Origin of the sequence: Halocatena pleomorpha, assembly GCF_003862495.1 — an archaeon.
Classification (GTDB): Archaea; Halobacteriota; Halobacteria; order Halobacteriales; family Haloarculaceae; genus Halocatena; species Halocatena pleomorpha.
On the sequence record NZ_RRCH01000038.1, the window covers coordinates 30,970 to 42,949 of the forward strand.

General features: G+C 59.7%; 10 protein-coding genes. 9 read left to right on the forward strand and 1 reads right to left on the reverse strand.

Features of this window, described 5'->3' with window-relative positions; all coding sequences use genetic code 11:
- Positions 1-51: 51 nt before the first annotated feature.
- From EIK79_RS16010 to EIK79_RS16020, 3 genes are all read left to right on the forward strand, one after another.
- Entirely contained in the window at positions 52-1,527 is a 1,476-nt protein-coding gene (locus EIK79_RS16010) for an MATE family efflux transporter (protein ID WP_124956490.1), read from the forward strand.
- Between the two features lie 130 nt (positions 1,528-1,657).
- The gene (locus tag EIK79_RS16015; protein ID WP_124956492.1) at positions 1,658-2,410 is read left to right on the forward strand and encodes a hypothetical protein; all 753 of its coding nucleotides are present in this window, start codon (positions 1,658-1,660) and stop codon (positions 2,408-2,410) included.
- Positions 2,411-2,470: 60 nt separating this feature from the next.
- The gene (locus EIK79_RS16020) at positions 2,471-4,804 is read left to right on the forward strand and encodes a DEAD/DEAH box helicase (RefSeq protein ID WP_124956494.1); all 2,334 of its coding nucleotides are present in this window, start codon (positions 2,471-2,473) and stop codon (positions 4,802-4,804) included.
- A gap of 23 nt (positions 4,805-4,827) precedes the next feature.
- On the opposite strand, the gene EIK79_RS16025 is transcribed toward EIK79_RS16020, so the two are convergent.
- Positions 4,828-6,405, reverse strand: coding sequence for a right-handed parallel beta-helix repeat-containing protein (locus tag EIK79_RS16025; protein ID WP_185715678.1), 1,578 nt, complete (start codon positions 6,403-6,405; stop codon positions 4,828-4,830).
- A 114-nt stretch (positions 6,406-6,519) separates the two neighbouring features.
- On the opposite strand from EIK79_RS16025, the gene EIK79_RS16030 reads away from it, so the two are divergent.
- The 6 genes from EIK79_RS16030 (at position 6,520) to EIK79_RS16055 (ending at position 11,813) form a co-directional block, all read left to right on the forward strand.
- Positions 6,520-7,029 carry an endonuclease NucS domain-containing protein gene (locus EIK79_RS16030; RefSeq protein WP_124956498.1) on the forward strand — a complete coding sequence of 170 codons (510 nt, stop codon included), beginning with the start codon at positions 6,520-6,522 and terminating at the stop codon, positions 7,027-7,029.
- 51 nt (positions 7,030-7,080) lie between these two features.
- Positions 7,081-8,109, forward strand: a complete 1,029-nt coding sequence (endA, locus tag EIK79_RS16035) for a tRNA-intron lyase (protein WP_124956500.1) — start codon at positions 7,081-7,083, stop codon at positions 8,107-8,109.
- Entirely contained in the window at positions 8,106-9,641 is a 1,536-nt protein-coding gene (locus EIK79_RS16040) for a tryptophan--tRNA ligase (RefSeq protein ID WP_124956502.1), read from the forward strand. Before endA ends, EIK79_RS16040 begins: the two co-directional genes overlap by 4 nt.
- A 70-nt stretch (positions 9,642-9,711) precedes the next feature.
- A complete protein-coding gene (locus tag EIK79_RS16045; protein ID WP_124956504.1) occupies positions 9,712-10,077 on the forward strand; it encodes a hypothetical protein in 366 nt (121 codons plus the stop codon).
- 281 nt (positions 10,078-10,358) lie between these two features.
- Positions 10,359-11,138 (forward strand): DUF7089 family protein, encoded by a 780-nt coding sequence (locus EIK79_RS16050; RefSeq protein ID WP_124956514.1) that lies wholly within the window; start codon positions 10,359-10,361, stop codon positions 11,136-11,138.
- 96 nt (positions 11,139-11,234) lie between these two features.
- Complete coding sequence (locus tag EIK79_RS16055; protein WP_124956506.1) at positions 11,235-11,813, forward strand: DUF7090 family protein; 579 nt, start codon at positions 11,235-11,237, stop codon at positions 11,811-11,813.
- Positions 11,814-11,980: the final 167 nt, after the last annotated feature.

Consider the following 11,980-nt stretch of genomic DNA (forward strand, 5'->3'; position numbering starts at 1 on the left):
TAACAATTAGATTACATAAATATTATCAATGTATTATGTGAATACTGGTTAATGTTCAACATCAATAACGAAGATATAACACAAGGATCGTTGGCACGGGGGTTGTTGGTGTTATCAGGCCCGTTGTTGGTCCAGAATATAGTGCAAGTAATCCAGCAAGTGGTCGATCTGTTTTGGGTCGGGCGGTTGAGTAGCGACGCGGTCGCGGCGATCGGCTTTACGATGCCGCTCATCTCGGTCGTTTCTTCCGTGGTGTTGGTCATGCCGTTCGTCGGAACACAGGTGTTGGTTTCACAACGCGTCGGTAGCGAACACTGGTCCGGTGCTCGCCGGGGATTGTTCACAGGGCTAGTCGTTTCGGTCGGTACTGGACTCGTCCTCGGCGTGGTTGCATTCGTCGGGGCGCGTCCATTCTTCGAACTGCTCATGAGTGTCCGTCCTGGCTCTGTGTCATCCCAGGTCGTCGATCTCGCAGTGGCGTATTTCGGTGTCTTCGCCGCCGGTGTGTGGATCGCGGGCGTCTCCGATACGACAGAAGCCGCGTTCATCGGATGGGGTGATTCTCGGGCAGCGCTGTACATGAACGTCATCGCCCTCTCGGTGAACATGATCCTCGATCCGATCTTGATCTTCGGCTTTTACGATAATCCGTTGTTCGTGGGGCTCGGATTGACGGGGCTCCAGTCGGCAGCAGCGTCGATGACGCAGTTCAGTGGCGTCGGCATCGCTGGCGCTGCGCTGTCGACGCTCGTCGGATACGGTGTCGGCGGGGCAACCGGACTGGCGTTGATCGCACGCGGTCGCAACGACGGTATGCTTTCGCGGGCCGCCGTTGGGATCGACATGGGCACAGTTCGTGAACTTGTGGACATCGGTGTCCCGGCCGGTGGTCAGTCCATCTTGAAACAAGGTGTAGAGCTGGCATTGATTCTGGTCGTTTTCCGTGCGGCTGGAAGTGCCGGTCTTGCAGCCTACATCGTCGGTTACCGGGTTGCGAGCATCGCCGTCATTCCATCGAGAAGCCTCCAACAGGCCGCCCAGAGCATCATCGGGCAGAATCTCGGCGCGGGAGCGACTGACCGCGCGCGTCGAACCACGTGGATCGGCGTCGGGATTGCCGGCGGCACACTCGCTTTCATCGGACTCGCACAGTTGGCCATCCCAGAAACGATCGCCACCCTGTTCGTCCCCTCGCTGTCGTCGACCGCGACGCATCTCGCCGTCGAGTATCTCGCCATTCTCGCGTACGGCTACCCGGCGATCGGTGCTGTGTATCTCTTTCAAGCCGGGTTCAACGGCGCACGCCGTACCCAAACGAGTTTCGCGGCGAGCCTCCTCCAGTATTGGGGTGTGCGGCTTCCGATCGCAGTCGTCGGTGGGATCGTCCTCTCGTTGCAAGCATCGGGGGTGTTCTGGGCCGTCACGATCTCGAACATCGTCGCCGCTCTCGGGCTGGCTGGCTACTACCGCTACGCAACCGCAGAAGGGATGCTCGACCGAGCGGCCTACGCCGCAGCCGCTGACTAACCGCGCGGACGCTCTCACGGCGTTTCTACTCACCGTGGGTAGCCACAATGCTTATTCGTCGACGGCACAACCATCGAATGGCTCACAGGAAACGCAGCCGAATATCCTCTCCGTAGAACAGAGAACGCCTGTGTCAAACGGTTCGTTCACCGAAACTGATCGATCGCGACCGATCGAAGCGGACGCTTTCGTTAGCATGTACGAAGAGATCTTGGCGTCGAACGGTCTCCGGATCCAGTGGTCGTTCGATGTCCGTGGCGAAACGATCGCAGTGTTGTATTCGGCTGATAACTCCAATCACAAGCAGCGGAGGACGGCGTTTGTCGACGCATTTATCGAGTTAACACGACGGACTGGTGGGTCCGGTTGGGATCTCCACTTCGTCGTGGCACTGTCTGAGGGGGCGTCCTACGAGTGGACCCTGACTGACGATCACGCCCGCGAGTATCTCCACGGAGAACTGTCTCGTGAGGAGTTGCTCGAAACGATCGACGAAACAGTCGAACGGGACGATAACAGGGGAGCCGGAGAGCCAGATGACGATCGGGATACCGATACCGATACTGATACTGATACTGATACCGATTCAGGGGCGGTCGCGGCCGATTTTTCGGTTCGGGTTCGCTATGAACGGGAATGGAGTGGTGTCGTCGGTAGTGGTGAGCGATCCCGGTCCGTAGATGGAACCGGGTCGGAAACGATCGCTATCGAGGACGACCATCCGGTCATGATCATCGCGACCGTACAGAAACTTGACGACAGCCCTGAGACACTCACGGTTCAAATTTTGGCGGATGGCGAGGTTCGAAAGGGCACCGCAACCGACGCGAAGTACGGCGTTGCGTCGGTTAGCTACACTCCGCAGTCGGCCCGATTGGAGTGAAGACTCCCCCCGCCAGACAGAGAAAGAAATCCATTTGGTCCGTCGGATCCGTCCTTCGCTGTGAACGTCGCAGAGCGGATCCCGGAGTTCGCCGGTGCCTTCCCCTTCGATTCGTTCAATCGGATGCAAACAGAGGCGCTGCCGGCGATTTTAGAACGCGAGGAGAACGTCGTCGTCAGTGCCCCGACGGCGTCGGGAAAGACCGCGTTAGCCGAACTCGCCATCTGCAAGACGCTCAAAGCGGCTGGCACGGCGTTGTTTCTCGCTCCGCTTCGTGCGCTCACGAACGAGAAAGAACGCGAATGGGAACGGTTTGAGGAACTCGGCTACTCGGTGTACGTCGTCACGGGCGAGCGTGATTTTAATTCTCGAAAAGCAGAACGCGCGGACATCCTCGTGATGACGCCGGAAAAGGCCGATTCCGCAACCCGGAAACACGATTCATCCAGATACCAGTTCATCCGGAACGTCGACTGTTGTGTTATTGACGAGGTGCATCTGCTTGATTCGGATCGGCGGGGCAGCGTCCTTGAGGTGACAGTTGCGCGCCTTCGCCGGCTCTGTGACCCGCGTATCGTCGCCCTCTCGGCCACGATGCCGAACGTCGACGACGTGGCTGGCTGGCTCGACGCCGTTCCGGAAACAACGTTCCAGTTTGGAGAGGACTACCGGCCGATCCCCCTCTCTGCGGAGGTTCGGACGTACACTCACGGCGACAATCCGTTTGCTGACAAGTACCGCCGGCTGTACCGCGCGCTCGATCTGGCCGAGCCACACATCCGTGACGGTGGGCAGGCGCTCATGTTCGTCGCCTCCCGGCAGGACACGCGCCAAGCCGCGGAGAAAGCCCGAGACGAACTGGCATCCCGAGATGTTCCGATCGGCGCACGCGGCGAATACGACTTTCACACTGAAACCCAAACGCTCACGAACGATACTCTTCGAAAGTCCGTGCTTGACGGCGTCGCGTTTCACCACGCCGGGCTGTCCCGAGAGGACAAAACTCACGTCGAGCAGTGGTTTCGTCGGGGTGATATACAGCTGTTGTTCTCGACTTCGACGCTCGCGTGGGGCGTGAATCTCCCCGCCCGTTGTGTCGTCATTCGGGACACGAAGCTTCACGATCCACTCGAAGGGGAAGTCGACATGAGTCCGCTCGACGTGCTCCAAATGCTCGGACGAGCGGGCAGACCGGGCTACGACGACGCCGGCTACGCCTACGTGGTTTGCGATCGAGCGGACGCTGAGAGCTATCGCACGCTGTTACAGGACGGAACGCCGATCGAATCCAGACTCGCGGACGATCTCGCTACCCATCTCAACGCCGAGATCGCGCTCGGCACGATCGGTGATCTCAACGACGTGATGGAGTGGCTCGAAACCACGTTTTACTTCGTGCGCGCTCGACGCGCATCGACGTACGATTCAGGGGAGCAACTCCGGGACACCGCACGCGAGACACTCTCTTCGCTCGTCACCGATGGGTTCGTGAAGACCGACGAACGCCACATCGAACCCACGCCGCTGGGGCAGCTCACCTCCCGCTACTACCTCCGGCTCGACACCGCCGCCCGGTTCGACACGCTCTGTAAGCGCGACGCGGTGACTGAAGCCGACGTGTTGGAGACGGTTGCCGGCGCGACAGAATTCGACAGCGTCAGTGCTCGGCAGAGCGAGCGAGAGGCCATCTCTGCCGTCGTATCGGGGCGTACGTCGCTTTCGGAACCCAGCCACCGTAAGGTGTTGGCGATCCTTAAATCGAGTACGACTGGCTCGACGCCGTCAGAACTGCAGAGCGACGCGTGGGTGATCCGGCACAACGCGCTCCGGCTATTGGGAGCACTCCGGACGTTTCTCGATCGATTTGCTGATCCGCCCGCGGCGAACGTGGCGCGTCGTGTCGAGGCACGCGTCGAGAACGCAATCAGCACCGAAGCCGTCGGGTTGACCGCGATCGACGGCGTCGGATCCGGCCGAGCCAAAACCCTCGCGAGGGCAGGGTTGTCGACACCAGCAGATGTCATTGAAACGGGTGTCGACGGACTCATCGACGCCGGACTCTCAAAAGGAGTTGCGAAACGAGTCCTCGATAGCGCCCGTGAGCTTCCTGCTGTCGCCATCAAGTGGGGTGCGTTTCCCGACGCTATTCCGGCCGGAGAGAACGACGTTCGTGAGGTCACCGTCACGACAACCGCCGGAACCGCCCGAGCGACCGTCGCGGTCACCGTCAACGGCGTGTCGATGATGGATACGAGCACGTATCTCGGGGAAACCACCGTTCCTGTCGGGGTGTTCGGTGGCGACGCGGACGAACTGGAGTACACCATCACCGTGGCGTTTCCCGAGTTGCCCCTCGTTCCGATCACGGAATCGAAAACCGTGCGTGTCGTGTGAGCGCGCTCGTCGTGGTTGAGCGACTACACCGTTTGAACCCAGTTTCCAGCACCGTCGGCTCGAAACGCGGTCCACGGCGTCGTGTTCGTGTTCCACACCGTGGCACCCATCGCGCTGGCGTATCCGCCGTGCCCGTTCCATTCGCCCGTCGATCGCGGGTCTCCGGCGTTCGTCCCTTGTCGGTTGAGTAGCGTTCGCGTTCCCTTATCTTTGAGAGTGCCGAACGTCACTCCCCGAACGGAATCGAGCACCGTTTCGACCGCGTTGTCCACGATCAGCTGCCACGGTTTGGTGCCCTGACAAACGATGTTCGACAGCGTGGTGTGCGACCCCGAGATCCGAGCCGCGACGGTCGTTCCGTCCCTGCTTGGCTGGGCGAGCGAGACGCCCGTGAGACGACAGTTGCTGCCAGAACAGTCGATCGCTGGTACGTTCGACGCGCTTGCGAACCCAGAAACGGTTAGCCCGGTCACTGATACACCCGTTCCGTTCAGCCGAACCGCCTCCCGTTTCGCGTTGAAAACGCCGACGTTCGTGTACTGCGATCGGGTTCCGTCGGTAGCGATGCCAACCGCCGACGCTTTGATCGTCGTGTTGCTGACAACGTTTCCGGTCACGTCGCCTTCTCGGATCGCAGGTCCCTCCTCTGCGTCCGTGACGTACACGTTCGTGACGGTATTGTTGGCCCCAGCGAGTTCGAGACCGGGTGAGCAGTTGACGATCGAAACGCCTGACACCTGACTGTAGCTCGGTCTGAGATAGATCCCGCCGCTCTTCCCGGTAACGATGTGTAAATTCGAGAGCTTTAGCCTCGTTCCCCCACCGAGATACACGTTCCACCCGAAATTATTCTCGATCCAACTGTTGCGGAGTCGCGTTCCCGAAGTGGAGGCTTCGAGACGGAGTCCGTCGCCCCACGAATACCGGACGATGAGGTTCTCATACAGCGTATCGATGATCTTCCCGGTTCCGTGGATGAGGTGCCCTTTCGAGCGTTTGTCTTTGTCGGGGAACTGTCCCAACACACTCATGTCGCTGACGCCACCGAAGTTACCCGACGAATCGCTCTGAAACGTGATGAGCGATCCATCGGTGGCGTCGTCGGTCAACGTGGTAGTCCGAACGCCGGCACCCCTGAGATACATCGCCGTCTGCTCATAATCAGCAGCCGGAGGCGTTGCCAACGCCGAAGCGGCGTAGTTTCCCGGCTGGAAATACACCGTCCCGCCGTCCGGTACCACGTCGGCTTCGAGCGTCCACGGATCGTCCGGTGTTCCACTCCCGCCAGTTGCGGACTGAGCGGCGAATCGATCCCTGCTCTCGGCGTGTTCGTCTATCCGGTGCCATTTATCCTCTCGCCAGATGTACAGCGTCCCTTGCTGTGGTCCCCGATCGACGAGATACTCATGGCCGGCCTGCTCGCCGCTCTCTGGACGTGCCTCCTGCGGTCCGACCCATCGAGGAGCGTCCCGTAGCGGTTCTGCTGATTGAGCGGGTTGAGTCTCCTCTGAAAACATCGAACAGCCAGCGAGCGATCCCGCACCGAGGGCCGCCGTTCCACGTAACACCGTTCGCCTATCGTATCTTTGTCCTTTTGTCATGACAAAATACTCGTCGTTGGTGACAAGGGTTTTGTGGCCCGACATCTCGGGTGTGCGTTCGTGATTTGTGAATACTGTGAAGGTTTATATACAAAACCGAAGCCACCTTCGCCAATGACCGAGTGGATTCGGGTGTACGCTGGCGACTGTACGGCAGAGTATCAGGGACCGGTAGCCCGGACGGCTCGCGGACACGTCGTGGTGTTGGTGAAACCCGACGGTACGGTGCTCGTCCACGATCGCAGTGGCTACTCCCCGGCGGTGTGGCTGACCCGCGCCGCGTCGCTCGCCATCGATCACGACGAGCACCCGCGGATTACTGCTGTCGACGGCGAGCAACGTCTCACTGTTCGGTTTCACCACCTTGCGGGCTGTAGCGAGTATCCTGTGAGCGTCGCCGGTGTCCCCGTCGGGCCATCGGATACGGCAGACGGGACGGGTCCATACGTTCGAAGTCGTGGTCCGGTCGTAGACATCGCGAGTGGTGATCAGTACGCGCTCAAGAGGGAGTCCACTGTGATCGATCAGTCGTGTGCGTGTGGGTTGCCGTTGATTCGGATCGGTCGGGCAGAGACAGGTGATCAGCTGCGGTGTCTCGATCCCGGCTGTGGACAGTCAAACTGACCCCCGCCAGCCAACCACAGTCGCTTTGTCCGTCGCTCCGCGAATAGGCGTATGCACGGTTCGATGGAGGGCGATACGGTACACGTTCCGTCCCCCGCCCGCGAGCGGTTTTACGATAATCGGGGCTACGGCCATCCGCGCGGCGACGCACTCGCGCTCTCACCCGTCGAGGCGGCTCATCTCCTCTTTCGCGGCGATCTGGAAGCGGTCGATGGGATGGGTTTTCGATCCTTTCTTGCCACGACTGACACGCTCGTTCGGTTTCTGGTGTACAAGGATCTCAGGGAACGGGGGTTCTATTTGTCGCCAGCGCGTGATGGATGGGTCGGATCGGACGCAACCGACAACATCGATTTTGTCGTTTATCCGCGAGGAAACGGGCCGTGGGACGGCGTCACCGAGTACCGCGTTCGAGTGGTCGGTGAGCGTGCGGCGGTTTCGGCATCCTCACTCACAGAGACGCTTGCAGTCGTCGATGAAGAGAGCGAAATCACCTACTTCTCGGTCGACACCCCCGATGTGACCGGCTCGACCGACCACAGTCTTCCCGAAAACGTTCCCGGAATGTTGCTCGCTGATCGTGTCGTGTTGTGGGATGCCCCGTCTGTGCTCTACGAACGCGCGTTTTACGGCCAACCGCTGAGTGCACGCGATGCGTCTTCCACTGGGTCGATGTCGATCCAATGTTCGCTCGTTGAGGCGGCTCATCTCGCCGAGCGCGGTATCATTCGGGTCGATGCTGGGATAGAGGGCATCATTGAGCGGGGTCGCGTCGTCGAGGGCGATCGGTTCGATCGCCGGCGGGCCGTCTACAGCACGCTTCGGGATCAGGGTGTGGTTCCCAAAACCGGATACAAGTTCGGTGCCGACTTCCGAACGTACGCACGCATCGAACACGTCGATGAGCTTGATCACTCCGAACAGCTTATCAGAGTGGTCTCTCAGGATCACACCTTTTCGCCGCGTGATCTCGCACTCGATGGCCGGTTGGCCCATGGGGTCCGCAAACGAATGGTTTTTGCGCTGACCGACGCGACAGGTGCAATAGACTGGCGGTCGATCAGTCGACTCACACCATGAGCGAGCACGATCACGATTCCGAACGGGACACCGACGAACGAACGGCCGAGACGGACTCCGGAACGGCAGGAGCTGACGATCTCACACTCGATCCGTGGGGTTCGGCAACCGTCGAGGACTACCAGAAGCTCTTTTCGGAGTTCGGTATCGAATCGTTCGAGTCGGTGCTGCCCAACGTTCCGAACCCCCATTATCTAATGCGACGGGGCGTCATCTTCGGCCACCGGGAGTATGATCGGGTGCTCGATGGGCTAGAGACGGGAGAGGCGGCCGTCCTCTCGGGGTTCATGCCAACCGGTGAGCCACACATTGGGCACAAACTCGTCTTCGATGAGATCATCTGGCACCAGCGGCAGGGGGCCGACGCCTATGGATTGATCGCGGATCTCGAAGCCCATTCCGCTCGGGGACTCGACTGGGATGAGATCGACGAACACGCCCGCGATTACCTACTGTCACTGCTCGCGCTCGGGTTCGATCCCGACGAGGGGACGCTGTACCGCCAATCGGAAAACCGTGCTGTGCAGGATCTCGCCTTTGAATTGGGGATCGAAACGAACGCCTCGGAGCTACAGGCAATTTATGGCTTTGATGGGGAGACCGACATCTCTCACATGCAGAGCGTCGTCACCCAGATGGCGGACATCCTCTACCCCCAACTCGACGAACCGAAACCGACCGTGATCCCTGTGGGTCCTGATCAGGATCCACACGTACGGCTCGCGCGCGATCTCGCGGCACGAATGCGATCGTTCAAAGTCACCGAAGCGTACGCGAGCTTCGAGGCAGATTCCGAGGAGCGTGCACTCATCGAAGCGGCCTACGAGGCGCTCGGCGGTGCGGACGCAGAAGAACCGATCCGGTGTGTGGCGGCTGCCGACTGGATTGCCGACCACCGTGACGCGCCCGATCTCGAAGAAAGTCTTCGGGCAGCGGGGAAGGAACCGATTCGGCCCCGCGTTCGATTTCTCGATCGGAACGCCAGTGACGAGGCGTTCACGGCGCTCATCAACGCGATCGACGGCGAAAAGCGCGTGTATGAAGGTCACATCGACGCGTTCGAGTACTCCCGCGAGGCGGCCACAGCGTTGGCGCGCGAGATCGAGATCGAGCACGACGGCTACGGCTTTTATCCGCCCTCCTCGATCTACCACCGCTTTATGACCGGCCTGACCGGCGGCAAGATGTCCTCGTCTGTTCCTGCGAGCCACATCAGCCTGCTTGATGATCCCGACGACGGATACGATAAGGTCAACGCAGCAACCACCGCAGGACGGGAAACCGCCGAACTCCAGCGGAAACTCGGCGGCGAGGCCGATGAGTGCCCCGTCTATGAGCTGTACGCCTACCTGCTCGCCGGGGACGACGACGACTTAGCTAAAACGGTGTACGATGAGTGCGTCAACGGCGAGCGCCTCTGTGGCGACTGTAAAGAACAAGCCGCACAGCTGATGAAGGCGTTTCTCGAAGATCACCAAGAGAAACGCGAGGAAGCCGAGGAGCTACTCGAATCACTGGACGTAGCGGTGTGAGGTTCACCTGACCGGGCGAGTAGGGGAATTTAACATAATAGTTATTATGTTGGAAATTTAATATATGGTAATGGAAACGAATCTTTATCGTCCGTTTACCGTCGGTATGTATCCTGTTGTCGGCGTTCTCGCGTTCTTGTTGATCTTCGATCCAGTGCTGATGGTCGGCGTATCGGTCCAAACAGCCATCGGGACGACGATGACAGTAGGTATGGGGTGGTGTGGCGTCATTGCGCTCGCATACGGTGCGCCGTGGACCGCGGCTGGATTTTCCGTGATGACAGTCACGTTTGGGTACCAAACCCTCTCCGGATGGGCTATCCAGAGCCAGTTTGCTGCTTATGCACTCGTCAGCGGCGCAGCCCTGCTGTGGTTCATTGGTTCTATCCGAGATACCCCATCAGCCCCGGGTATAGTGCCTGCCGGCTGGGAGTGATTGAGTGACGTTCTGCCGGACCTGAAATCGTGTTTCCAGTGATGAGTGTCTCGTGACAATGGAGAAACCAGCTCAGCCACTCGGAAATAGTCGATACGTTCGGAGTGGAACGTCGGACTGTCGACTATCATCTTTGTGGGGCAACACAACAAGATTAAACGTTCGTCGGTGAGATAGTCGTATACACGTATGAGCACTGCAACAGAGATTGTCGTTGGTACCCTAGGTGGCTCCGCTGTGGCCGCGCTCGCAATCATTGCGGTCGTTGCCGTGTGAGTGGGATGTTCACTCCGCGTGATCTCTCCGAATCGCTCGCGGCCGTCCGGGATGAGCACGCGCCGGAGGCGATCGTCGTCGACGCCTCTGATTTCCAGACGCTGCCCTCCGCACAGGCAGAGGACCTCGGCCTGCTCGTCAACGCACTCGATCCGGTCACTCATCCTGACGACTGGCTACCTTCGGACTGTCCCGAGCAACTCCGTGCGTACGTCGGCTCTGACTTCACGATCGGTCTTCCCGGCGATGGCGGCGTGACGTGGACAACACAGACCACGCCGCCCACGGTGTTCGTCAAAGACCGGACGGCGGGATCGCCCGACTCGTTCGTGGAGTTTCTCATTGCGGAGGCGCTGGTGCAAGCGGGGTTGGGTGTTCCCGAACAGTTCATCGGCTTTTTCCGCTCAGAGTATTCCACGTTGGACGCCGCGACGCCGCTTTCACCGGCCGACACCTACCAGCTGGCGACCGCTCTGTACGCGGCCTACCTCGGACTCCACACCCGACCGATCTTTGAGTCGTGGGCGGAGACCGTCCCGGAACTGCACGCCGCGTGGCGCGATGCTGGCGAGCGACTCACCCCTCGGCTGTCCGGATTGACATCGGAAGTCGCAACGGGCGAAACGAGTTTCGCTGCGGCCGCAGAGCTCGCTTGCAACGCGTTGAAACACGGATGTGATCTCCCGACGCCGTTTGAGGCGCTCGATACGGCGGCCTATCGGGAGAGCGGTCCCGAATACGCCATCGTGTGGGCCAGAAAGACGTTCGAGGAGCTTCCGGACTGATCCACATCAATTCACCATCGTTTCTCCTTCGTTCCTCGTTGGTGAGTGCTGCACGCTTCCTGAAAAGTTAATAGTGCCCCGGATGGGTACGATATTATGGATTATCGCCTCGCCATCGAGAACGCACCCGAAACCATTTCAGCCGGAACGTGTCTCATGCTTCTCCACACCAGCACCGGGGAGACCGACCGACTCGACACCGATTTCTTCAAAACCGACACGGATCACCTGTTCATCCTTTCAACGCGAACCACAGCGCGCGAGGTTAAACAGAAACTCGATCATTACGATGTTGACGCGTCGAAAGCCGTCATCCTCGATACGCTGTCGATCGAACGGGGGTACTCCCGCCGGTCGAGTAGTAACGTTCGGTACGTTCCCTCTCCAGAGGATCTCGACGGCATGATCGACGCCATTCGAACGTTTCTCGAAACCCATGATGGGAAACTGCGCATCAGCATCGACTCCGTCACCGAGATGGCCTACTACGCCGACGAGGAGCGCACCCGCGATGCAGTCGAGCAGATCGTCGATCTCATCGACGCACATGACGCTGTCGGTCTGTTCCACGTCGCCCGCTCGGTCCACTCCCAAGACGTACTTGATGGATACCGCGAGCTGTTCGATGGTATCATCGATCTCCACGGCGACGGCACCGTGAGCTGCGAGTTCTAGAATCCCCACTTTTTTGCACCCACTTTTTTCCGCTCGGGTGTGCTACAAAAGGCGCTACGCGCCTTTTGGCATGACGAAACGGCTACGCCGTTTCGAACCACGCTTCGCGCACCGCTCGCCTAGCGAGCCGGTCGCTCACTTCGTTCGCGCTGCGACTCGCTGGTTCC

Excerpts from the sequence above, each read along its gene's own strand:
- EIK79_RS16045 (WP_124956504.1), top strand. The coding sequence starts at position 9,712 with ATGGAAACGAATCTTTATCGTCCGTTTACCGTCGGTATGTATCCTGTT.
- EIK79_RS16055 (WP_124956506.1), top strand. The coding sequence starts at position 11,235 with ATGGATTATCGCCTCGCCATCGAGAACGCACCCGAAACCATTTCAGCC.
- EIK79_RS16010 (WP_124956490.1), top strand. The coding sequence starts at position 52 with ATGTTCAACATCAATAACGAAGATATAACACAAGGATCGTTGGCACGG.
- EIK79_RS16040 (WP_124956502.1), top strand. The coding sequence starts at position 8,106 with ATGAGCGAGCACGATCACGATTCCGAACGGGACACCGACGAACGAACG.
- EIK79_RS16030 (WP_124956498.1), top strand. The coding sequence starts at position 6,520 with ATGACCGAGTGGATTCGGGTGTACGCTGGCGACTGTACGGCAGAGTAT.
- EIK79_RS16025 (WP_185715678.1), bottom strand. The coding sequence starts at position 6,405 with ATGACAAAAGGACAAAGATACGATAGGCGAACGGTGTTACGTGGAACG.
- EIK79_RS16050 (WP_124956514.1), top strand. The coding sequence starts at position 10,359 with ATGTTCACTCCGCGTGATCTCTCCGAATCGCTCGCGGCCGTCCGGGAT.
- endA (WP_124956500.1), top strand. The coding sequence starts at position 7,081 with ATGCACGGTTCGATGGAGGGCGATACGGTACACGTTCCGTCCCCCGCC.